A 22,180-nucleotide genomic window follows, 5' to 3' on the forward strand; every position below is an offset into this window, starting at 1 on the left:
TTTCTTTTAAAACTAGTAATATTAATTATAATATTTTAAAATGTAAAAAAATTTGCGTAATAACTAATAAATAATAAAAACTAAATCTAAATTAGAACGCAATTCATTCTATTTGATAGTTAATATTGCTTAACATTACACTAGACTTCTTGCGATACCCTTTTTTATTAAAATATTATTATAAAATATAATTTATGAGGACATAAAAATATGAACAATAATAAATTTAATACTCTTAATGATAGAGAATGGTTAAGATTAACAGGAATAAAAAAATCCACTTTTAATAAAATGTTAGATATTTTAAAAGTTGTTGAAATAGAAAAATTTAAAAAAGGTGGTAAAACTAATAAATTATCATTAGAAAATAGATTATTGATGACTTTATTATATTGACGAGAATATCAGACTTATTTTCATCTTGGTAAAAGTTTTGATATTAGTGAGGCTAATTGTTATCGTAATATTAAGTGAATTGAAGATATTTTAATTAAAAACTCTGATTTTCAACAACTTGCTGGTAAAAAAGCACTAATAAATGATTATTTTAATGATAAAACTATTATTATTGATGCTACCGAAACTCCAATCCAACGCCCAAAAAAAGACAAAAACAATCTTATTCTGGTAAAAAGAAAAAACACACGATCAAAACACAAGTAATTATCGAACAAGAAACCAAAAAAATTATTGCAACAAGTTTTTCGCTCGGAAAAAAACATGATTATGCTTTATTTAAAGAATCAAAAATCCCAATTTTAAAAAATACCAAATTAATAGTTGATAGTGGTTATCAAGGAATACAAAAAAATCACAATAATGTTCTAATACCTACAAAGAAAACAAAGAAAAACCCTTTAAACAAAGAACAAAAGCAATATAATAGACTAGTTTCAAAAATGAGAATTATTATTGAAAATATTTTTGCTATTCTTAAAAAATTTAAAATTATTACAGAAAAATATCGTAATCGAAGAAAAAGATTTGGTTTAAGATTTAATTTAATTGCCTCAATTTATAATTTACAATTATTATATTTAACATAAAATATTTATTTAAAATTAAATAATTTAAATAATAAATTAATTTTTCGTTGTGGAAAAATATTAAATTTTTAAATAAAAAACATAATTAATTAAAATTATATTTTTCTATTAGTATCTTTTTTACAAATATTTGCAATTTTTTAACAAGTAATGCAAGAAGTCTACTATATAAAAACACTAAAAATGTGCTTAAAATAAGCACATTTTTTAACTTAGTTTTTTGAATTTATTTTAATAAATGCGGTTTGATTATCACTAGCTAATTTTATCTCATAATAATCAGCTAACTTTTCTTTAAAAAATGATAGTGTTTTAGTGTTATTAAAACCATAATTTCTTGTATCAAAATCAGATTTTCTTCGAATTAATAATGAAATAACTTGGGAGAATTCGGCAAAACCATCATCAGTTGAAATTTCATTAATAATGTTATTTACCAGGGTAGTTAAGCTTTTAATATCACTTCCTATTTTTTTAGATTCTTTATTATTATTTTTTATTTTATCAATGTGTATACTGTAAAACTAAACCATAAAAAGTTAAAAGTATTATAACAAATTAAAAATAAAATACAATAAAAAAGTAAAAAGTAGTATAAAAACTATTTTTTACTTTTTTATTGTATTTTACTAATTTATTCATTTTCATTTATTTTATTAATATTTTCAATATTGTCTGTTTTATTTTGTTTTTTATTTAAGTTTTGGAATGCTGTTTTTATTTCCTGAATTTCTTTATCATCATTTTTTAATAATTCAGGGTGACAATTTTTATAACTTAATTTAAGATGTTTTCTAACTATATTAAAATCAAGCACATCAACTTCAATTTCATCACCAATATCAAAAAAATCTTTAATATCTTTAACAAAATAATCTGAAACTTCACTAATATGGATTAAACCATCAGCTCTTTCTGCTCTACAAAAAGCACCATAGGGAGTAATATTTGTTATTTTTACAATAATTTTGTTATTTTTATCATACATATATTTTTTCTCCTTTACTAAAATCTAATTGGATGGGTTAAGATAAATTGGACAACAATAATGTGGAGTAAGGATTATAATTAAATTAATAAATGGAGGTGTAATTATGGCAAAGAATCATTATACCGATGAATTTAAACAACAAATTGTTAGTCTTTATAAAACAGGTAAAACAGCAAAACAATTGTCCAGTTGGATGGGTTAAGATAAATTGGACAACAATAATGTGGAGTAAGGATTATAATTAAATTAATAAATGGAGGTGTAATTATGGCAAAGAATCATTATACCGATGAATTTAAACAACAAATTGTTAGTCTTTATAAAACAGGTAAAACAGCAAAACAATTGTCCAGTGACTATCAGGTCGGTAAATCAACAGTTTGAAAATGAATTCATGAATTCAATAATTCTGGTTCATTTAAAGCAAAAGATAATCGAAGCCCAGAAGAAAATGAACTAATTCATCTAAGAAAAGAAATTAAACAATTACGAATGGAAAATGATATTTTAAAGCAAGCCACACTGATAATAGGCAAAAAATAGTAATTATTAAAAACAAAAAAAATATGTAATTACTAATTTATGCAAAACACTAAAAGTTCCTAGATCAACGTTTTATTATCAATTGAAATCAAATAATCCTAAATCAAACCATACTATTGATAATGCTGTTATCAGTATTTTCTTAAAAAGTCGTAAAAATTATGGCACAAGAAAAATTAAAGTTATGTTAGCACAACAAAATATTTTATTATCACGAATAAAAATTAGTAAAATAATGCAAAGATATAACTTAATTTCCAATTATACAAAACTTAAATATAAACATCAAAGTAACAAAAACGCTACATACAAATATCATAATTTGTTAAATCAAGAATTTAATAATTATAAACTACATGAAGTTGTTGTCAGTGATTTAACACAAGTTGCTATCAATAGCAAATGATATTATGTGTGCTTTCTAATTGATTTATTTAATCGTGAAGTTATTGGTTATGATGTTAGTTCTCATAAAGATGCCAAATTAGTTGAAAATACTTTTAAAAAGCTTAGTTTTTCTTTAGATAATATTAAAATATTTCATACTGATCAAGGCAGCGAATTTAATAACAATATCATTTACAATCTTTTAGCTAAAAACAATGTTGCAAAATCTTATAGTAAACCAGGCTGTCCTTATGATAATGCTGTTTCTGAATCAACCTATAAAATTTTAAAAACAGAATTAATTAAAAACAGAAAATTTAAAAATATTGAACAATTTAAATTAGAATTATTTGACTATGTTAATTGATACAATAATGTACGAATTCACAGCAAATTAAATTATTTAACACCAATTGAATATAAAAATCTTTACTCTACATAAAATTTGTCCAAAAAACCCTTGCCATTCCATTTGAAAAAGATTACTAAAAAAAGACCAAAAAAAGATAATATCAAAAATTACTAAAAAAATAAAAAGGATAATATCAACAACTGATGTAGAACTAAAATATATAAATTGTAAATTAAAACAAACAATAAAAAGATAAAACAAAATATTTGCCATAAATCAATTTACATATCAATAAGAAAACTTAATATTTTTTTGTTTTCTAAATAAATTAAAATAATTTTTAAACATATTTACACCACCAAACTTATAGTTTTATATAAAATAAATATTGATAATCAAATTAAGAAAAACACCACTAATCAAACACCTATCATAATCACTGAATAAGTAATATTATCAATAGAACTACCAACAAAGTTATCAATTTCAATTTTTGGAATAAAATAAAAAATCTGCAAAAGTCCTTGATATACTCGTTGCAAAAAAGTGTTTCAGTCCATTATTTTATCCACCTAAAAATACAACTTAAAATTAAAAATAACATACCAAAAACAAGTATTAAAAACACAACAAATATAACAATATCTAAAATAATAGGATGATTAATCCTAAAAATAATTGTCATAAATTCATAATATAAATCTCATACACTTTGCATTTTTCTTATTCCTTTCCTAAATGTTAATTACTAAAATCAAGGTTAGAGTTTATCATAAATACTAATATCCGTGAATTAACTTTCTGATTGTTTCAATTCCTAAAACCACAAACATTAAAACTAACGGAATAATTAATAACATATGTGACCCTAAAAAACCGATAAATCAGTTTGTAAAAGCAATCGCCCAATCAGCAAGAATACCAGCAAAATCTGCTATTTGCTTAATAACACTTGCATCAGGGTTATCTGCTAATAAATTTACATTCATCTAAAACTCACTCCTTAAATACTAATAACTTATAATAAAACATTGCCGTACTCTAACCTTGATTTTAGTAATTAACATTAAAAACTAAAATCAATTTTATACTTTGGCAATGTATTTAACTGATATTAACTTATTCAACAGATTTATCTGCTTTTTTAATTTTTCGTTTTCCCCATTCTTTAAATTCTACTTTTTTAGAACAATGCGGACAAACTAAATATTTATTTTTAAATTTAAACACTGTGCTTACTGTTAAAAATATCAATAACATAAACATTGTAATAACTAAAATAATTGTTGCAAATACAGTCATTAATTACCACCACCTTTATTTTTTAATTCTGAAATTTCTAACTTTAATTTCTCATTTTCAAGTTCTATTTTTTCAAGTTCTAATTTTGATTTTTTAATTTCTTTTTTATTAAAAACAGAAAAAATGACATAAGCATATAATAAGATAACTAATAAAAATACAATAATCATTGAAAATATATCCATTATTTTTCACTCTCACTTTCTATATTTAACATACAATTTTTTACTTGTTCTACTAATAATTTAAAATGTTGTTCTTCCATAACACTAATATCAATAATATTATGATTAAGATATAACTTAATTGCTTTTCTTAACATAAATAAAGATATTTTTGCAGGTAAACATTGATGTATAACATTAACCAAATATTCTAATCGTTGTTTATATAACTTAGTTTGTTTTTTCATTAAAAACCACCAATAAATACAAGAATTAAAACTATTAAAGTAATTGCTATTAAAAAACAACTACAACAAGCAATTCAATCTCACATATTTATTTTTATTCCTTACTTTCTAATTTTTCATAATCTAGATTATCTTTTAAAGCTCAAAATAATTTACAATTATTTTTACAGCTGTAAGTTAAATTACACTTATCACATCCAAAACTGTATATTACAAAATCTTCTTTATATAATTGATTTTTTTCTAACTCAAAAAATAACTCTTCTAATTCATCTAATAAAATATTGTATTCTTTTGATTTTAATTCTTTTAAAATTTCTTTAATTCTTTTCATTATTTATTCTAGAATAATATTGATTAATTAAAACAACATTTTTATTAACACAGTTTCAGCAATAAGTAGAACCATTTTCTCAAACAGTATCATTAATACAAGCAAAACATAACTGTTGTTTCATAACTATTTATTTCACAAAATAGTATCATCAATACCAATATTATTATTTTGATTTTGCTGTTGATTACTATTTAACTGTTCTTGTTTTTCACTAGAATATTTATTAATAAAATCTTGCTCGTTATCATTTTCAATATATGGTTCAACAATATTAATTTTTCCATCTTAGTTAACACCAACATAAAATCAAGTACCAAAATTACACATAGGTTTTATTTGAATAGACTTCTTGCGATACCCTTTTTTATTAAAATATTATTATAAAATATAATTTATGAGGACATAAAAATATGAACAATAATAAATTTAATACTCTTAATGATAGAGAATGGTTAAGATTAACAGGAATAAAAAAATCCACTTTTAATAAAATGTTAGATATTTTAAAAGTTGCTGAAATAGAAAAATTTAAAAAAGGTGGTAAAACTAATAAATTATCATTAGAAAATAGATTATTGATGACTTTATTATATTGACGAGAATATCAGACTTATTTTCATCTTGGTAAAAGTTTTGATATTAGTGAGGCTAATTGTTATCGTAATATTAAGTGAATTGAAGATATTTTAATTAAAAACTCTGATTTTCAACAACTTGCTGGTAAAAAAGCACTAATAAATGATTATTTTAATGATAAAACTATTATTATTGATGCTACCGAAACTCCAATCCAACGCCCAAAAAAAGACAAAAACAATCTTATTCTGGTAAAAAGAAAAAACACACGATCAAAACACAAGTAATTATCGAACAAGAAACCAAAAAAATTATTGCAACAAGTTTTTCGCTCGGAAAAAAACATGATTATGCTTTATTTAAAGAATCAAAAATCCCAATTTTAAAAAATACCAAATTAATAGTTGATAGTGGTTATCAAGGAATACAAAAAAATCACAATAATGTTCTAATACCTACAAAGAAAACAAAGAAAAACCCTTTAAACAAAGAACAAAAGCAATATAATAGACTAGTTTCAAAAATGAGAATTATTATTGAAAATATTTTTGCTATTCTTAAAAAATTTAAAATTATTACAGAAAAATATCGTAATCGAAGAAAAAGATTTGGTTTAAGATTTAATTTAATTGCCTCAATTTATAATTTACAATTATTATATTTAACATAAAATATTTATTTAAAATTAAATAATTTAAATAATAAATTAATTTTTCGTTGTGGAAAAATATTAAATTTTTAAATAAAAAACATAATTAATTAAAATTATATTTTTCTATTAGTATCTTTTTTACAAATATTTGCAATTTTTTAACAAGTAATGCAAGAAATCTAATATAATTTTCGTTATCTTGTTTAAATCATTTATCTTTTGGTAATAAATTTGAACTTTCATATTCTCCATTTTCGTTTTTTTCTAATGGTTGAAATTTTAAGACATCATAATAGTCTTCTTTACCAGTTTTGTTATTTTTAATAACTTTATTTTTGTTAACCTTTGTTAACATCACTAAATATTTCATATTTGAAATCTCCTTTTAAAAAACTATATAGTTTCTTAAAAGATTTCTTAAAAAATTAAAACTTAAATATAAAAATGATTAATTAAAATATTTATTGCTACAAAGTTAGTGTTTTTTATTTGAATAAATTTATAAATAAAATATAAAAAGCATTTAATTATATTTAAGTTCCGCTCAAGGAAATCTTTTAAGATTTAAAACTCAAACACAATAAAATGTTTAAGTTAAATTAATAATACAATAAAATATTAAAAAGTCAAATTTTCAACACAAAATTAAATATATTGTAAAATATACATCCCCATCTTGTTTTTTTTTTTTTTTGTTTTAATTAATTTGTGGTGATTGTTGCTCAGGGCAATTGCCACTTTTTTTAATGAGTTTTTAACTCATTTTTTAATTTTAACACCTTAAATTTTTAAATTTATTTTTGTAATTTTCAATTATTTTATTATTTTGATTTCTTCACATTTTACTTTCGTGTGAAACATATTTTTTAAATTCTCTAAATTTATCTAAACCATAATAACTATCACAACTAAAACCAACACGAATACCTTGCTTATTACCAAAACTAAAATAATTAAGTGTTTCATCAGATGACAGAATTAAATCTAATGTATCTAATTCAACAACCCCAACTTTTATTTTTGGGTTTTTACAATTACGACTAAATTGATATGCTTTAATGTTTAAATCATAATGATTTTGTGACTTATCATTATTAGCAGTTTTAACAATATATTTAGCAAGATATTTAACAACATCTTCGTTTGTTCCACTACGAACTTTAATATTTTTATTAATACCGTGTTTTCAATACTGTTGTACAGTACTATTTGGTATTTTTTGGTTTAAGATTATATGAAAATGGACTGCTCCCCGTTTTTGATACTCATAAGTATACATATATTTTAAAATTCCTTTATGATGTTTTGCTCTAATTGGGTTATTATATCAACGATTAATATTTTGAAAGAATTTCATTAAATCATATTTACACTTTTTAACATCCGTTTCATTAACAGCATAAGTTAAAGTTAGAAAACTTAAATTTTTAGAATTTGAAAAATTATGATATGCTTTACGGATACAATTTCCTTGTGTACGAATACGACTATTTAATAACTTTTTATCATTTTTCCCAGTATTTTTAATACCATCTTTATTACGGGGGATATTATTAATTATATCTAGTGGTAAAACAATATTTTTAACATAATTACCATAAAATACTTTTTTTAAATAATATTCTCTTTTAGCATAATTTAATTTATTCATAAATATATTATGACTATTAATCTTTAAATTATCGTAAATAAAAACATTATTCATTTTTATAAACTCCTTTCAAATAAAAAAACACTAAATTACATTTAAAAATTCCGCTCAAGGAAACTATAAATAGTTTGAAACTTTCAATATAATTAAGTGTTTATATCTGAAAGTTATTTTGATTATAATAGACTTCTTGCGATACCCTTTTTTATTAAAATATTATTATAAAATATAATTTATGAGGACATAAAAATATGAACAATAATAAATTTAATACTCTTAATGATAGAGAATGGCTAAGATTAACAGGAATAAAAAAATCAACTTTTAATAAAATGTTAGATATTTTAAAAGTTGCTGAAATAGAAAAATTTAAAAAGGTGGTAAAACTAATAAATTATCATTAGAAAATAGATTATTGATGACTTTATTATATTGACGAGAATATCAGACTTATTTTCATCTTGGTAAAAGTTTTGATATTAGTGAGGCTAATTGTTATCGTAATATTAAGTGAATTGAAGATATTTTAATTAAAAACTCTGATTTTCAACAACTTGCTGGTAAAAAAGCACTAATAAATGATTATTTTAATGATAAAACTATTATTATTGATGCTACCGAAACTCCAATCCAACGCCCAAAAAAAGACAAAAACAATCTTATTCTGGTAAAAAGAAAAAACACACGATCAAAACACAAGTAATTATCGAACAAGAAACCAAAAAAATTATTGCAACAAGTTTTTCGCCCGGAAAAAAATATGATTATGCTTTATTTAAAGAATCAAAAATCCCAATTTTAAAAAATACCAAATTAATAGTTGATAGTGGTTATCAAGGAATACAAAAAAATCACAATAATGTTCTAATACCTACAAAGAAAACAAAGAAAAACCCTTTAAACAAAGAACAAAAGCAATATAATAGACTAGTTTCAAAAATGAGAATTATTATTGAAAATATTTTTGCTATTCTTAAAAAATTTAAAATTATTACAGAAAAATATCGTAATCGAAGAAAAAGATTTGGTTTAAGATTTAATTTAATTGCCTCAATTTATAATTTACAATTATTATATTTAACATAAAATATTTATTTAAAATTAAATAATTTAAATAATAAATTAATTTTTCGTTGTGGAAAAATATTAAATTTTTAAATAAAAAACATAATTAATTAAAATTATATTTTTCTATTAGTATCTTTTTTACAAATATTTGCAATTTTTTAACAAGTAATGCAAGAAGTCTACTATATAAAAACACTAAAAATGTGCTTAAAATAAGCACATTTTTTAACTTAGTTTTTTGAATTTATTTTAATAAATGCGGTTTGATTATCACTAGCTAATTTTATCTCATAATAATCAGCTAACTTTTCTTTAAAAAATGATAGTGTTTTAGTGTTATTAAAACCATAATTTCTTGTATCAAAATCAGATTTTCTTCGAATTAATAATGAAATAACTTGGGAGAATTCGGCAAAACCATCATCAGTTGAAATTTCATTAATAATGTTATTTACCAGGGTAGTTAAGCTTTTAATATCACTTCCTATTTTTTTAGATTCTTTATTATTATTTTTTATTTTATCAATGTGTATACTGTAAAACTAAACCATAAAAAGTTAAAAGTATTATAACAAATTAAAAATAAAATACAATAAAAAAGTAAAAAGTAGTATAAAAACTATTTTTTACTTTTTTATTGTATTTTACTAATTTATTCATTTTCATTTATTTTATTAATATTTTCAATATTGTCTGTTTTATTTTGTTTTTTATTTAAGTTTTGGAATGCTGTTTTTATTTCCTGAATTTCTTTATCATCATTTTTTAATAATTCAGGGTGACAATTTTTATAACTTAATTTAAGATGTTTTCTAACTATATTAAAATCAAGCACATCAACTTCAATTTCATCACCAATATCAAAAAAATCTTTAATATCTTTAACAAAATAATCTGAAACTTCACTAATATGGATTAAACCATCAGCTCTTTCTGCTCTACAAAAAGCACCATAGGGAGTAATATTTGTTATTTTTACAATAATTTTGTTATTTTTATCATACATATATTTTTTCTCCTTTACTAAAATCTAATTGGATGGGTTAAGATAAATTGGACAACAATAATGTGGAGTAAGGATTATAATTAAATTAATAAATGGAGGTGTAATTATGGCAAAGAATCATTAGACTTCTTGCGATACCCTTTTTTATTAAAATATTATTATAAAATATAATTTATGAGGACATAAAAATATGAACAATAATAAATTTAATACTCTTAATGATAGAGAATGGTTAAGATTAACAGGAATAAAAAAATCCACTTTTAATAAAATGTTAGATATTTTAAAAGTTGCTGAAATAGAAAAATTTAAAAAAGGTGGTAAAACTAATAAATTATCATTAGAAAATAGATTATTGATGACTTTATTATATTGAAGAGAATATCAGACTTATTTTCATCTTGGTAAAAGTTTTGATATTAGTGAGGCTAATTGTTATCGTAATATTAAGTGAATTGAAGATATTTTAATTAAAAACTCTGATTTTCAACAACTTGCTGGTAAAAAAGCACTAATAAATGATTATTTTAATGATAAAACTATTATTATTGATGCTACCGAAACTCCAATCCAACGCCCAAAAAAAGACAAAAACAATCTTATTCTGGTAAAAAGAAAAAACACACGATCAAAACACAAGTAATTATCGAACAAGAAACCAAAAAAATTATTGCAACAAGTTTTTCGCTCGGAAAAAAACATGATTATGCTTTATTTAAAGAATCAAAAATCCCAATTTTAAAAAATACCAAATTAATAGTTGATAGTGGTTATCAAGGAATACAAAAAAATCACAATAATGTTCTAATACCTACAAAGAAAACAAAGAAAAACCCTTTAAACAAAGAACAAAAGCAATATAATAGACTAGTTTCAAAAATGAGAATTATTATTGAAAATATTTTTGCTATTCTTAAAAAATTTAAAATTATTACAGAAAAATATCGTAATCGAAGAAAAAGATTTGGTTTAAGATTTAATTTAATTGCCTCAATTTATAATTTACAATTATTATATTTAACATAAAATATTTATTTAAAATTAAATAATTTAAATAATAAATTAATTTTTCGTTGTGGAAAAATATTAAATTTTTAAATAAAAAACATAATTAATTAAAATTATATTTTTCTATTAGTATCTTTTTTACAAATATTTGCAATTTTTTAACAAGTAATGCAAGAAGTCTATTATACCGATGAATTTAAACAACAAATTGTTAGTCTTTATAAAACAGGTAAAACAGCAAAACAATTGTCCAGTGACTATCAGGTCGGTAAATCAACAGTTTGAAAATGAATTCATGAATTCAATAATTCTGGTTCATTTAAAGCAAAAGATAATCGAAGCCCAGAAGAAAATGAACTAATTCATCTAAGAAAAGAAATTAAACAATTACGAATGGAAAATGATATTTTAAAGCAAGCCACACTGATAATAGGCAAAAAATAGTAATTATTAAAAACAAAAAAAATATGTAATTACTAATTTATGCAAAACACTAAAAGTTCCTAGATCAACGTTTTATTATCAATTGAAATCAAATAATCCTAAATCAAACCATACTATTGATAATGCTGTTATCAGTATTTTCTTAAAAAGTCGTAAAAATTATGGCACAAGAAAAATTAAAGTTATGTTAGCACAACAAAATATTTTATTATCACGAATAAAAATTAGTAAAATAATGCAAAGATATAACTTAATTTCCAATTATACAAAACTTAAATATAAACATCAAAGTAACAAAAACGCTACATACAAATATCATAATTTGTTAAATCAAGAATTTAATAATTATAAACTACATGAAGTTGTTGTCAGTGATTTAACACAAGTTGCTATCAATAGCAAATGATATTATGTGTGCTTTCTAATTGATTTATTTAATCGTGAAGTTATTGGTTATGATGTTAGTTCTCATAAAGATGCCAAATTAGTTGAAAATACTTTTAAAAAGCTTAGTTTTTCTTTAGATAATATTAAAATATTTCATACTGATCAAGGCAGCGAATTTAATAACAATATCATTTACAATCTTTTAGCTAAAAACAATGTTGCAAAATCTTATAGTAAACCAGGCTGTTCTTATGATAATGCTGTTTCTGAATCAACCTATAAAATTTTAAAAACAGAATTAATTAAAAACAGAAAATTTAAAAATATTGAACAATTTAAATTAGAATTATTTGACTATGTTAATTGATACAATAATGTACGAATTCACAGCAAATTAAATTATTTAACACCAATTGAATATAAAAATCTTTACTCTACATAAAATTTGTCCAAAAAACCCTTGCCATTCCACTCCAATTTTTTCATCATTAATAAAATAATTAGAATAAACATTGTCAAACTTAGCAATTTGCGATAAATAAGTCATTAATAAAGTTTTACCAGTACCCAAAGCACCGTTAATGATTGATATTGGATTACTTTTAATAATTTTAATCAATTTTCGTGTTTGAAAAAGATTACTAAAAAAAGACCAAAAAAAGATAATATCAAAAATTACTAAAAAAATAAAAAGGATAATATCAACAACTGATGTAGAACTAAAATATATAAATTGTAAATTAAAACAAACAATAAAAAGATAAAACAAAATATTTGCCATAAATCAATTTACATATCAATAAGAAAACTTAATATTTTTTTGTTTTCTAAATAAATTAAAATAATTTTTAAACATATTTACACCACCAAACTTATAGTTTTATATAAAATAAATATTGATAATCAAATTAAGAAAAACACCACTAATCAAACACCTATCATAATCACTGAATAAGTAATATTATCAATAGAACTACCAACAAAGTTATCAATTTCAATTTTTGGAATAAAATAAAAAATCTGCAAAAGTCCTTGATATACTCGTTGCAAAAAAAGTGTTTCAGTCCATTATTTTATCCACCTAAAAATACAACTTAAAATTAAAAATAACATACCAAAAACAAGTATTAAAAACACAACAAATATAACAATATCTAAAATAATAGGATGATTAATCCTAAAAATAATTGTCATAAATTCATAATATAAATCTCATACACTTTGCATTTTTCTTATTCCTTTCCTAAATGTTAATTACTAAAATCAAGGTTAGAGTTTATCATAAATACTAATATCCGTGAATTAACTTTCTGATTGTTTCAATTCCTAAAACCACAAACATTAAAACTAACGGAATAATTAATAACATATGTGACCCTAAAAAACCGATAAATCAGTTTGTAAAAGCAATCGCCCAATCAGCAAGAATACCAGCAAAATCTGCTATTTGCTTAATAACACTTGCATCAGGGTTATCTGCTAATAAATTTACATTCATCTAAAACTCACTCCTTAAATACTAATAACTTATAATAAAACATTGCCGTACTCTAACATTGATTTTAGTAATTAACATTAAAAACTAAAATCAATTTTATACTTTGGCAATGTATTTAACTGATATTAACTTATTAAACAGATTTATCTGCTTTTTTAATTTTTCGTTTTCCCCATTCTTTAAATTCTACTTTTTTAGAACAATGCGGACAAACTAAATATTTATTTTTAAATTTAAACACTGTGCTTACTGTTAAAAATATCAATAACATAAACATTGTAATAACTAAAATAATTGTTGCAAATACAGTCATTAATTACCACCACCTTTATTTTTTAATTCTGAAATTTCTAACTTTAATTTCTCATTTTCAAGTTCTATTTTTTCAAGTTCTAATTTTTCAAGTTCTAATTTTGATTTTTTAATTTCTTTTTTATTAAAAACAGAAAAAATGACATAAGCATATAATAAGATAACTAATAAAAATACAATAATCATTGAAAATATATCCATTATTTTTCACTCTCACTTTCTATATTTAACATACAATTTTTTACTTGTTCTACTAATAATTTAAAATGTTGTTCTTCCATAACACTAATATCAATAATATTATGATTAAGATATAACTTAATTGCTTTTCTTAACATAAATAAAGATATTTTTGCAGGTAAACATTGATGTATAACATTAACCAAATATTCTAATCGTTGTTTATATAACTTAGTTTGTTTTTTCATTAAAAACCACCAATAAATACAAGAATTAAAACTATTAAAGTAATTGCTATTAAAAAACAACTACAACAAGCAATTCAATCTCACATATTTATTTTTATTCCTTACTTTCTAATTTTTCATAATCTAGATTATCTTTTAAAGCTCAAAATAATTTACAATTATTTTTACAGCTGTAAGTTAAATTACACTTATCACATCCAAAACTGTATATTACAAAATCTTCTTTATATAATTGATTTTTTTCTAACTCAAAAAATAACTCTTCTAATTCATCTAATAAAATATTGTATTCTTTTGATTTTAATTCTTTTAAAATTTCTTTAATTCTTTTCATTATTTATTCTAGAATAATATTGATTAATTAAAACAACATTTTTATTAACACAGTTTCAGCAATAAGTAGAACCATTTTCTCAAACAGTATCATTAATACAAGCAAAACATAACTGTTGTTTCATAACTATTTATTTCACAAAATAGTATCATCAATACCAATATTATTATTTTGATTTTGCTGTTGATTACTATTTAACTGTTCTTGTTTTTCACTAGAATATTTATTAATAAAATCTTGCTCGTTATCATTTTCAATATATGGTTCAACAATATTAATTTTTCCATCTTAGTTAACACCAACATAAAATCAAGTACCAAAATTACACATAGGTTTTATTTGAATAGACTTCTTGCGATACCCTTTTTTATTAAAATATTATTATAAAATATAATTTATGAGGACATAAAAATATGAACAATAATAAATTTAATACTCTTAATGATAGAGAATGGTTAAGATTAACAGGAATAAAAAAATCCACTTTTAATAAAATGTTAGATATTTTAAAAGTTGCTGAAATAGAAAAATTTAAAAAAGGTGGTAAAACTAATAAATTATCATTAGAAAATAGATTATTGATGACTTTATTATATTGACGAGAATATCAGACTTATTTTCATCTTGGTAAAAGTTTTGATATTAGTGAGGCTAATTGTTATCGTAATATTAAGTGAATTGAAGATATTTTAATTAAAAACTCTGATTTTCAACAACTTGCTGGTAAAAAAGCACTAATAAATGATTATTTTAATGATAAAACTATTATTATTGATGCTACCGAAACTCCAATCCAACGCCCAAAAAAAGACAAAAACAATCTTATTCTGGTAAAAAGAAAAAACACACGATCAAAACACAAGTAATTATCGAACAAGAAACCAAAAAAATTATTGCAACAAGTTTTTCGCTCGGAAAAAAACATGATTATGCTTTATTTAAAGAATCAAAAATCCCAATTTTAAAAAATACCAAATTAATAGTTGATAGTGGTTATCAAGGAATACAAAAAAATCACAATAATGTTCTAATATCTACAAAGAAAACAAAGAAAAACCCTTTAAACAAAGAACAAAAGCAATATAATAGACTAGTTTCAAAAATGAGAATTATTATTGAAAATATTTTTGCTATTCTTAAAAAATTTAAAATTATTACAGAAAAATATCGTAATCGAAGAAAAAGATTTGGTTTAAGATTTAATTTAATTGCCTCAATTTATAATTTACAATTATTATATTTAACATAAAATATTTATTTAAAATTAAATAATTTAAATAATAAATTAATTTTTCGTTGTGGAAAAATATTAAATTTTTAAATAAAAAACATAATTAATTAAAATTATATTTTTCTATTAGTATCTTTTTTACAAATATTTGCAATTTTTTAACAAGTAATGCAAGAAATCTAATATAATTTTCGTTATCTTGTTTAAATCATTTATCTTTTGGTAATAAATTTGAACTTTCATATTCTCCATTTTCGTTTTTTTCTAATGGTTGAAATTTTAAGACATCATAATAGTCTTCTTTACCAGTTTTGTTATTTTTAATAACTTTATTTTTGTTAACCTTTGTTAACATCACTAAATATTTCATATTTGAAATCTCCTTTTAAAAAACTATATAGTTTCTTAAAAGATTTCTTAAAAAATTAAAACTTAAATATAAAAATGATTAATTAAAATATTTATTGCTACAAAGTTAGTGTTTTTTATTTGAATAAATTTATAAATAAAATATAAAAAGCATTTAATTATATTTAAGTTCCGCTCAAGGAAATCTTTTAAGATTTAAAACTCAAACACAATAAAATGTTTAAGTTAAATTAATAATACAATAAAATATTAAAAAGTCAAATTTTCAACACAAAATTAAATATATTGTAAAATATACATCCCCATCTTGTTTTTTTTTTTTTTTTTGTTTTAATTAATTTGTGGTGATTGTTGCTCAAGGCAATTGCCACTTTTTTTTAATGAGTTTTTAACTCATTTTTTAATTTTAACACCTTAAATTTTTAAATTTATTTTTGTAATTTTCAATTATTTTATTATTTTGATTTCTTCACATTTTACTTTCGTGTGAAACATATTTTTTAAATTCTCTAAATTTATCTAAACCATAATAACTATCACAACTAAAACCAACACGAATACCTTGCTTATTACCAAAACTAAAATAATTAAGTGTTTCATCAGATGACAGAATTAAATCTAATGTATCTAATTCAACAACCCCAACTTTTATTTTTGGGTTTTTACAATTACGACTAAATTGATATGCTTTAATGTTTAAATCATAATGATTTTGTGACTTATCATTATTAGCAGTTTTAACAATATATTTAGCAAGATATTTAACAACATCTTCGTTTGTTCCACTACGAACTTTAATATTTTTATTAATACCGTGTTTTCAATACTGTTGTACAGTACTATTTGGTATTTTTTGGTTTAAGATTATATGAAAATGGACTGCTCCCCGTTTTTGATACTCATAAGTATACATATATTTTAAAATTCCTTTATGATGTTTTGCTCTAATTGGGTTATTATATCAACGATTAATATTTTGAAAGAATTTCATTAAATCATATTTACACTTTTTAACATCCGTTTCATTAACAGCATAAGTTAAAGTTAGAAAACTTAAATTTTTATAATTTGAAAAATTATGATATGCTTTACGGATACAATTTCCTTGTGTACGAATACGACTATTTAATAACTTTTTATCATTTTTCCCAGTATTTTTAATACCATCTTTATTACGGGGGATATTATTAATTATATCTAGTGGTAAAACAATATTTTTAACATAATTACCATAAAATACTTTTTTTAAATAATATTCTCTTTTAGCATAATTTAATTTATTCATAAATATATTATGACTATTAATCTTTAAATTATCGTAAATAAAAACATTATTCATTTTTATAAACTCCTTTCAAATAAAAAAACACTAAATTACATTTAAAAATTCCGCTCAAGGAAACTATAAATAGTTTGAAACTTTCAATATAATTAAGTGTTTATATCTGAAAGTTATTTTGATTATAATAGACTTCTTGCGATACCCTTTTTTATTAAAATATTATTATAAAATATAATTTATGAGGACATAAAAATATGAACAATAATAAATTTAATACTCTTAATGATAGAGAATGGTTAAGATTAACAGGAATAAAAAAATCCACTTTTAATAAAATGTTAGATATTTTAAAAGTTGCTGAAATAGAAAAATTTAAAAAAGGTGGTAAAACTAATAAATTATCATTAGAAAATAGATTATTGATGACTTTATTATATTGACGAGAATATCAGACTTATTTTCATCTTGGTAAAAGTTTTGATATTAGTGAGGCTAATTGTTATCGTAATATTAAGTGAATTGAAGATATTTTAATTAAAAACTCTGATTTTCAACAACTTGCTGGTAAAAAAGCACTAATAAATGATTATTTTAATGATAAAACTATTATTATTGATGCTACCGAAACTCCAATCCAACGCCCAAAAAAAGACAAAAACAATCTTATTCTGGTAAAAAGAAAAAACACACGATCAAAACACAAGTAATTATCGAACAAGAAACCAAAAAAATTATTGCAACAAGTTTTTCGCTCGGAAAAAAATATGATTATGCTTTATTTAAAGAATCAAAAATCCCAATTTTAAAAAATACCAAATTAATAGTTGATAGTGGTTATCAAGGAATACAAAAAAATCACAATAATGTTCTAATACCTACAAAGAAAACAAAGAAAAACCCTTTAAACAAAGAACAAAAGCAATATAATAGACTAGTTTCAAAAATGAGAATTATTATTGAAAATATTTTTGCTATTCTTAAAAAATTTAAAATTATTACAGAAAAATATCGTAATCGAAGAAAAAGATTTGGTTTAAGATTTAATTTAATTGCCTCAATTTATAATTTACAATTATTATATTTAACATAAAATATTTATTTAAAATTAAATAATTTAAATAATAAATTAATTTTTCGTTGTGGAAAAATATTAAATTTTTAAATAAAAAACATAATTAATTAAAATTATATTTTTCTATTAGTATCTTTTTTACAAATATTTGCAATTTTTTAACAAGTAATGCAAGAAGTCTAATATATCTTTTATAATTTTACAATTTTTTTTAAATTTAAAATGTCGGAAAACACTGTTCTAAAACCCTTATTTTATGAGGGTCTAATTTTTTAACCCCTTATGTTTATTGGGTTTTTTTGATGTTGAGTTGTGTTAGTTAATTAAACTATCCTATTTTATACTCATTATTATATCACTTATTATTTCAGAAAAATTTTAAAAAAATAATTTACAGTAAAAATTGCTGCGAATAGCAATTAATCATCTAATTTTAAAACGGCCATAAAAGCTTCTTGTGGGACCTCAACTGACCCAATTGCCTTCATTCGTTTTTTTCCTTCTTTTTGTTTTTCTAGTAATTTCTTTTTCCGAGTAATATCACCACCATAACATTTTGCCAAAACATTTTTTCGCATTGCTTTAATATCTTCGCGAGCAATAACTTTATGATTAATGGCAGCTTGAATTGGAACTTCAAAGTTTTGACGGGGAATAATTTCTTTTAACTTAGCACATAATGCTTTTCCCCGACCATACGCAAAATCACGATGAACAATAATCGATAACGCATCAATAACATCGCCATTTAATAAAATGTCCATTTTTACTAGTTTATTTGGACGATAACCAATAAATTCATAATCCAAAGAAGCATAACCCTTACTAATTGATTTTAAGCGGTCAAAAAAATCAAAAACAATTTCATTTAGTGGCATTTCATATGTTAAAATTCGGCGGGTATCATCAATATATTCTAAATTAACATATGTTCCCCGTTTATTTTGACATAATTCCATTAATGGACCAATATATTGATCAGGGGTCATAATTGTTGCTTTAACAAAAGGTTCTTCAATCCGGTCAATCTTTTGCACGGGTGGTAAATCGCTTGGGTTATCAATGGTAATCATTTCCTTATTTGTTAAATAAACATGATAAATTACTGATGGTGCTGTTGCAATTAATTCTAAGTTATATTCACGTTCTAACCGTTCTTGAATCACATCCATATGTAATAACCCTAAAAACCCACAACGAAAACCAAAACCTAATGCTTGTGAAGTTTCTGGTTCATATACTAACGATGCATCAGATAATTGAATCTTTTCTAACGCTTCTTTTAAATCTTTGTACTTTGCTGAATCAATCGTATATAATCCACAAAAAACCATTGGATTCATTTTTTTATACCCTGATAATGGTTCAACGGCCGGATTAGCAACAGTTGTAATCGTATCTCCTACTCGGACATCACGAACCATTTTAATACTTGCCGCTAATCACCCAACTTCACCAGCAACTAAGAAATCTTTTTTAACTTCCTTTGGGGTTTTAACCCCTAATTCTGTTACTTCATAAATCGCATTAGTGTTCATTAATTTAATCTTATCCCCAATATGGACTGTTCCTTGTTTAATTCGAATTGAAACCATTACCCCACGGTATTTATCATAATGCGAATCAAAAATTAAAGCTTGTAACGGTTTATTATCATCAGCATCTAACGGCGCTGGAATATATTGTACAATTGCTTCTAGCACTTGATCAATGTTAAGGCCAGTTTTTGCACTAATTAATGGAGCATTAGTCGTTGGAATCCCAATTAACTTTTCAATTTCTTCTTTAACACGTTCTGGGTCTGCTGATGGTAAGTCAATCTTATTAATAACAGGAATAATTTCTAAATTATTATCAATTGCTAAATAAACATTTGCTAAGGTTTGTGCTTCAATTCCTTGTGCAGCATCAACCACCAAAATAGCGCCTTCACAAGCAGCTAAGCTCCGTGATACTTCATAGGTAAAATCAACATGTCCTGGCGTATCAATTAAATGAAAAATATATTCTTGGTTATCTTTCGCATGGTATTTTAACTGGACTGAATTTAACTTAATTGTAATTCCCCGTTCACGCTCTAAATCCATTGAATCTAATAGTTGCTCTTGCATTTCTCGTTTATCAACAGTCCCTGTTAATTCTAAGATGCGATCAGCTAAGGTTGATTTCCCATGATCAATGTGGGCAATAATTGAAAAATTGCGAATTAATTTTTTATCCATTCTAAACCCGAATCCTTCCTACAGTAAGATCAGCTATCTCTCTGATATTATTATACATAATTTTAAAAAAGATAGTTGTTTCAACCTTAATTCTCATCATAAATCCAAATTATCGAACCCTTAGGGGACAAAGTGCTTGCTTGAATTTTAAGAAAAAATATTATATAATATAATATGCAAGTTAGAAATTAAGGGGCAAATAAATCGATTATTATCAATATTTTTTATAACGATGAAAAGAGGAAAACTAATGGATAGTGATTTTACAAAATACTACAATCAATTGATAAATGAAGTAAATTTAGTTAGTAATATTGAGAAAATTTCTGATACAAAAAAAGATTGGCTTTATACCTTACTAAAAAATTTAAAAACATTCAATACGAAACAAGTTAAGTTACAACAACACGAAGGGTTAATTTATCAAATTATGAAAGTAATTGATCAAAGTACTGAATTCATCCATAACCGCATTAGTAATGCTTTAAACGAATATCGCAAGCTATACCGTCAACATTTTAAAGTTAATCTAGATATGCGACAAGAAAATGATCGAATCTTTGCCTACTGTGAAAAACAACTAGAAGCAAACTACGTAGACAGCTTGCAAGTGTTACGGGACTCTGTTATTAACTATTATTATTTAAATTATCTAAAAGATAAAATTGAAGAAACCTTAAAAATTATTAGTTTATCAGCACGAACAATGTAACAAGCAAAAAGAGTAATCCTATTGGTTACTCTTTTTATAATGTCAAAATTGTTCATCATCTCAAATTTTATTCGTACTATGTTTGTTAACCCGAGCAAAAACAACAGCTAAGGTAATACCAACAACAGTTGAAACAGCAACTTGAATTGCATCATTAATTAATTCAAGAATTGCAACAGCTGAACCAAATAATAAATAACTATATAAAACATATCATAATAGCATTAAACTACTTAAAAAGATTGCCCCATAGCGGCTTAACACCCGTGCTAAAAAGTAAGTAATAAGAAATATTAACACTCTAATGACAATTGAAACTGGAATAAAAATAAAACCATCGGTAATAATATCAATAATTGTAACATACAACACACCACTAATTAATAACATTGGTCCTTTAATCAAAGTTATTAAGGCTAAAAATAACCCATCTGCTAACTGTAATATTCCTTTGCCATTCCCAAGCCGAATAAACTGCAAAATATAGGCAACTGTTACTAATAACGCCGTGATTAACGCTGTTGTAACTAAATATTTTAAAGATTTTAAGCGATACAT

Annotated in this window: 38 protein-coding genes; 18 read left to right on the forward strand and 20 right to left on the reverse strand. The window is 22.6% G+C overall.

The window, feature by feature from the left end:
* The first annotated feature begins 210 nt into the window (after positions 1-210).
* Positions 211-663: an IS5 family transposase gene (locus MSROBK_RS13780; RefSeq protein WP_040093163.1), complete on the forward strand. Its 453-nt coding sequence runs from the start codon at positions 211-213 to the stop codon at positions 661-663.
* Positions 648-1,046, forward strand: a complete 399-nt coding sequence (locus MSROBK_RS13785; protein ID WP_242441474.1) for a transposase family protein — start codon at positions 648-650, stop codon at positions 1,044-1,046. Before MSROBK_RS13780 ends, MSROBK_RS13785 begins: the two co-directional genes overlap by 16 nt.
* Positions 1,047-1,258: 212 nt before the next feature.
* Here MSROBK_RS13785 and MSROBK_RS12375 read toward each other — a convergent pair whose 3' ends face one another.
* Positions 1,259-1,561: an OST-HTH/LOTUS domain-containing protein gene (locus MSROBK_RS12375; protein ID WP_107685398.1), complete on the reverse strand. Its 303-nt coding sequence runs from the start codon at positions 1,559-1,561 to the stop codon at positions 1,259-1,261.
* Positions 1,562-1,680: 119 nt separating this feature from the next.
* On the reverse strand, positions 1,681-2,034 hold the full coding sequence (locus tag MSROBK_RS06600) for a S1 RNA-binding domain-containing protein (RefSeq protein ID WP_052443440.1): 354 nt from the start codon (positions 2,032-2,034) through the stop codon (positions 1,681-1,683).
* Between the two features lie 270 nt (positions 2,035-2,304).
* Here MSROBK_RS06600 and MSROBK_RS06605 point away from each other — a divergent pair, with 270 nt between their 5' ends.
* Together MSROBK_RS06605 and MSROBK_RS06610 are read left to right on the forward strand one after the other, a co-directional pair.
* Positions 2,305-2,580 (forward strand): IS3 family transposase, encoded by a 276-nt coding sequence (locus MSROBK_RS06605; protein ID WP_040093310.1) that lies wholly within the window; start codon positions 2,305-2,307, stop codon positions 2,578-2,580.
* Positions 2,581-2,608: 28 nt separating this feature from the next.
* On the forward strand, positions 2,609-3,409 hold the full coding sequence (locus tag MSROBK_RS06610; RefSeq protein WP_206780852.1) for an IS3 family transposase: 801 nt from the start codon (positions 2,609-2,611) through the stop codon (positions 3,407-3,409).
* A 689-nt stretch (positions 3,410-4,098) separates the two neighbouring features.
* On the opposite strand, the gene MSROBK_RS06615 is transcribed toward MSROBK_RS06610, so the two are convergent.
* The 5 genes from MSROBK_RS06615 to MSROBK_RS06635 form a co-directional block, all read right to left on the reverse strand.
* On the reverse strand, positions 4,099-4,308 hold the full coding sequence (locus tag MSROBK_RS06615) for a hypothetical protein (protein ID WP_052443508.1): 210 nt from the start codon (positions 4,306-4,308) through the stop codon (positions 4,099-4,101).
* A 130-nt stretch (positions 4,309-4,438) separates the two neighbouring features.
* A complete protein-coding gene (locus MSROBK_RS06620) occupies positions 4,439-4,621 on the reverse strand; it encodes a hypothetical protein (RefSeq protein WP_040093706.1) in 183 nt (60 codons plus the stop codon).
* Entirely contained in the window at positions 4,621-4,791 is a 171-nt protein-coding gene (locus tag MSROBK_RS06625) for a hypothetical protein (RefSeq protein ID WP_227991157.1), read from the reverse strand. Before MSROBK_RS06625 ends, MSROBK_RS06620 begins: the two co-directional genes overlap by 1 nt.
* A 14-nt stretch (positions 4,792-4,805) precedes the next feature.
* A complete protein-coding gene (locus MSROBK_RS06630) occupies positions 4,806-5,033 on the reverse strand; it encodes a hypothetical protein (RefSeq protein ID WP_040093708.1) in 228 nt (75 codons plus the stop codon).
* Positions 5,034-5,127: 94 nt separating this feature from the next.
* Positions 5,128-5,367 (reverse strand): hypothetical protein, encoded by a 240-nt coding sequence (locus tag MSROBK_RS06635; RefSeq protein ID WP_040093709.1) that lies wholly within the window; start codon positions 5,365-5,367, stop codon positions 5,128-5,130.
* A gap of 413 nt (positions 5,368-5,780) precedes the next feature.
* On the opposite strand from MSROBK_RS06635, the gene MSROBK_RS13790 reads away from it, so the two are divergent.
* Both MSROBK_RS13790 and MSROBK_RS13795 read left to right on the forward strand, forming a co-directional pair.
* Positions 5,781-6,233 (forward strand): IS5 family transposase, encoded by a 453-nt coding sequence (locus MSROBK_RS13790; RefSeq protein WP_040092446.1) that lies wholly within the window; start codon positions 5,781-5,783, stop codon positions 6,231-6,233.
* The gene (locus tag MSROBK_RS13795) at positions 6,218-6,616 is read left to right on the forward strand and encodes a transposase family protein (protein ID WP_242441474.1); all 399 of its coding nucleotides are present in this window, start codon (positions 6,218-6,220) and stop codon (positions 6,614-6,616) included. Before MSROBK_RS13790 ends, MSROBK_RS13795 begins: the two co-directional genes overlap by 16 nt.
* An 85-nt stretch (positions 6,617-6,701) precedes the next feature.
* Here the strand turns inward: MSROBK_RS13795 and MSROBK_RS06645 are convergent, their stop codons facing one another.
* Positions 6,702-6,968: a hypothetical protein gene (locus MSROBK_RS06645; protein ID WP_040093710.1), complete on the reverse strand. Its 267-nt coding sequence runs from the start codon at positions 6,966-6,968 to the stop codon at positions 6,702-6,704.
* 402 nt (positions 6,969-7,370) lie between these two features.
* The gene (locus tag MSROBK_RS06650; RefSeq protein WP_040093711.1) at positions 7,371-8,303 is read right to left on the reverse strand and encodes a rolling circle replication-associated protein; all 933 of its coding nucleotides are present in this window, start codon (positions 8,301-8,303) and stop codon (positions 7,371-7,373) included.
* Between the two features lie 197 nt (positions 8,304-8,500).
* On the opposite strand from MSROBK_RS06650, the gene MSROBK_RS13800 reads away from it, so the two are divergent.
* From MSROBK_RS13800 to MSROBK_RS13810, 3 genes are read left to right on the forward strand one after another with little or no spacing between them, the layout of a single operon-like run.
* Positions 8,501-8,653: a hypothetical protein gene (locus tag MSROBK_RS13800; RefSeq protein WP_241969990.1), complete on the forward strand. Its 153-nt coding sequence runs from the start codon at positions 8,501-8,503 to the stop codon at positions 8,651-8,653.
* A gap of 14 nt (positions 8,654-8,667) precedes the next feature.
* Positions 8,668-8,952, forward strand: coding sequence for a helix-turn-helix domain-containing protein (locus MSROBK_RS13805; protein ID WP_040093221.1), 285 nt, complete (start codon positions 8,668-8,670; stop codon positions 8,950-8,952).
* Positions 8,937-9,335 (forward strand): transposase, encoded by a 399-nt coding sequence (locus tag MSROBK_RS13810; protein ID WP_416375440.1) that lies wholly within the window; start codon positions 8,937-8,939, stop codon positions 9,333-9,335. Before MSROBK_RS13805 ends, MSROBK_RS13810 begins: the two co-directional genes overlap by 16 nt.
* Positions 9,336-9,547: 212 nt before the next feature.
* On the opposite strand, the gene MSROBK_RS12380 is transcribed toward MSROBK_RS13810, so the two are convergent.
* Together MSROBK_RS12380 and MSROBK_RS06665 are read right to left on the reverse strand one after the other, a co-directional pair.
* Positions 9,548-9,850 carry an OST-HTH/LOTUS domain-containing protein gene (locus MSROBK_RS12380; protein ID WP_107685398.1) on the reverse strand — a complete coding sequence of 101 codons (303 nt, stop codon included), beginning with the start codon at positions 9,848-9,850 and terminating at the stop codon, positions 9,548-9,550.
* A gap of 119 nt (positions 9,851-9,969) precedes the next feature.
* Positions 9,970-10,323 carry a S1 RNA-binding domain-containing protein gene (locus MSROBK_RS06665; protein ID WP_052443440.1) on the reverse strand — a complete coding sequence of 118 codons (354 nt, stop codon included), beginning with the start codon at positions 10,321-10,323 and terminating at the stop codon, positions 9,970-9,972.
* Between the two features lie 190 nt (positions 10,324-10,513).
* Here MSROBK_RS06665 and MSROBK_RS13815 point away from each other — a divergent pair, with 190 nt between their 5' ends.
* The 4 genes from MSROBK_RS13815 (at position 10,514) to MSROBK_RS06680 (ending at position 12,604) form a co-directional block, all read left to right on the forward strand.
* A complete protein-coding gene (locus MSROBK_RS13815) occupies positions 10,514-10,966 on the forward strand; it encodes an IS5 family transposase (protein WP_040092446.1) in 453 nt (150 codons plus the stop codon).
* A complete protein-coding gene (locus MSROBK_RS13820) occupies positions 10,951-11,349 on the forward strand; it encodes a transposase family protein (protein WP_242441474.1) in 399 nt (132 codons plus the stop codon). Before MSROBK_RS13815 ends, MSROBK_RS13820 begins: the two co-directional genes overlap by 16 nt.
* Positions 11,350-11,499: 150 nt before the next feature.
* Positions 11,500-11,775, forward strand: coding sequence for a transposase (locus MSROBK_RS06675; protein ID WP_040093712.1), 276 nt, complete (start codon positions 11,500-11,502; stop codon positions 11,773-11,775).
* 28 nt (positions 11,776-11,803) lie between these two features.
* A complete protein-coding gene (locus MSROBK_RS06680; protein WP_206780853.1) occupies positions 11,804-12,604 on the forward strand; it encodes an IS3 family transposase in 801 nt (266 codons plus the stop codon).
* A gap of 846 nt (positions 12,605-13,450) precedes the next feature.
* Here MSROBK_RS06680 and MSROBK_RS06685 read toward each other — a convergent pair.
* From MSROBK_RS06685 to MSROBK_RS06705, 5 genes are all read right to left on the reverse strand, one after another.
* On the reverse strand, positions 13,451-13,660 hold the full coding sequence (locus MSROBK_RS06685; RefSeq protein ID WP_052443508.1) for a hypothetical protein: 210 nt from the start codon (positions 13,658-13,660) through the stop codon (positions 13,451-13,453).
* A 133-nt stretch (positions 13,661-13,793) separates the two neighbouring features.
* Positions 13,794-13,973, reverse strand: a complete 180-nt coding sequence (locus MSROBK_RS06690) for a hypothetical protein (protein WP_040093714.1) — start codon at positions 13,971-13,973, stop codon at positions 13,794-13,796.
* Entirely contained in the window at positions 13,973-14,158 is a 186-nt protein-coding gene (locus MSROBK_RS06695; protein WP_227991159.1) for a hypothetical protein, read from the reverse strand. The genes MSROBK_RS06690 and MSROBK_RS06695 overlap by 1 nt, the downstream gene beginning before the upstream one ends.
* A 14-nt stretch (positions 14,159-14,172) precedes the next feature.
* Entirely contained in the window at positions 14,173-14,400 is a 228-nt protein-coding gene (locus MSROBK_RS06700; protein WP_040093708.1) for a hypothetical protein, read from the reverse strand.
* Positions 14,401-14,494: 94 nt separating this feature from the next.
* Complete coding sequence (locus tag MSROBK_RS06705) at positions 14,495-14,734, reverse strand: hypothetical protein (RefSeq protein ID WP_040093709.1); 240 nt, start codon at positions 14,732-14,734, stop codon at positions 14,495-14,497.
* Positions 14,735-15,147: 413 nt separating this feature from the next.
* Between MSROBK_RS06705 and MSROBK_RS13825 the strand changes: the two genes are divergently transcribed.
* Positions 15,148-15,600 (forward strand): IS5 family transposase, encoded by a 453-nt coding sequence (locus MSROBK_RS13825; protein ID WP_040092446.1) that lies wholly within the window; start codon positions 15,148-15,150, stop codon positions 15,598-15,600.
* A complete protein-coding gene (locus MSROBK_RS13830; protein ID WP_416375032.1) occupies positions 15,585-15,983 on the forward strand; it encodes a transposase in 399 nt (132 codons plus the stop codon). The genes MSROBK_RS13825 and MSROBK_RS13830 overlap by 16 nt, the downstream gene beginning before the upstream one ends.
* 85 nt (positions 15,984-16,068) lie before the next feature.
* Here MSROBK_RS13830 and MSROBK_RS06715 read toward each other — a convergent pair whose 3' ends face one another.
* Positions 16,069-16,335: a hypothetical protein gene (locus tag MSROBK_RS06715; protein WP_040093710.1), complete on the reverse strand. Its 267-nt coding sequence runs from the start codon at positions 16,333-16,335 to the stop codon at positions 16,069-16,071.
* Between the two features lie 405 nt (positions 16,336-16,740).
* Positions 16,741-17,673, reverse strand: coding sequence for a rolling circle replication-associated protein (locus MSROBK_RS06720; RefSeq protein WP_040093716.1), 933 nt, complete (start codon positions 17,671-17,673; stop codon positions 16,741-16,743).
* Between the two features lie 197 nt (positions 17,674-17,870).
* Between MSROBK_RS06720 and MSROBK_RS13835 the strand changes: the two genes are divergently transcribed.
* Both MSROBK_RS13835 and MSROBK_RS13840 read left to right on the forward strand, forming a co-directional pair.
* Positions 17,871-18,323, forward strand: a complete 453-nt coding sequence (locus MSROBK_RS13835) for an IS5 family transposase (RefSeq protein WP_040092446.1) — start codon at positions 17,871-17,873, stop codon at positions 18,321-18,323.
* Positions 18,308-18,706, forward strand: a complete 399-nt coding sequence (locus MSROBK_RS13840; RefSeq protein ID WP_416375046.1) for a transposase — start codon at positions 18,308-18,310, stop codon at positions 18,704-18,706. Before MSROBK_RS13835 ends, MSROBK_RS13840 begins: the two co-directional genes overlap by 16 nt.
* A 401-nt stretch (positions 18,707-19,107) precedes the next feature.
* Here MSROBK_RS13840 and lepA read toward each other — a convergent pair whose 3' ends face one another.
* Positions 19,108-20,910, reverse strand: coding sequence for a translation elongation factor 4 (gene lepA, locus MSROBK_RS06730; protein ID WP_040093717.1), 1,803 nt, complete (start codon positions 20,908-20,910; stop codon positions 19,108-19,110).
* 250 nt (positions 20,911-21,160) lie between these two features.
* On the opposite strand from lepA, the gene MSROBK_RS06735 reads away from it, so the two are divergent.
* Positions 21,161-21,622 carry a hypothetical protein gene (locus tag MSROBK_RS06735; RefSeq protein ID WP_040093718.1) on the forward strand — a complete coding sequence of 154 codons (462 nt, stop codon included), beginning with the start codon at positions 21,161-21,163 and terminating at the stop codon, positions 21,620-21,622.
* Between the two features lie 18 nt (positions 21,623-21,640).
* On the opposite strand, the gene MSROBK_RS06740 is transcribed toward MSROBK_RS06735, so the two are convergent.
* Positions 21,641-22,180, reverse strand: coding sequence for an ECF transporter S component family protein (locus tag MSROBK_RS06740; protein WP_040093719.1), 540 nt, complete (start codon positions 22,178-22,180; stop codon positions 21,641-21,643).

The organism is Spiroplasma poulsonii, from assembly GCF_009866525.1.
Taxonomy (GTDB): domain Bacteria; phylum Bacillota_I; class Bacilli_A; order Mycoplasmatales; family Mycoplasmataceae; genus Spiroplasma; species Spiroplasma poulsonii.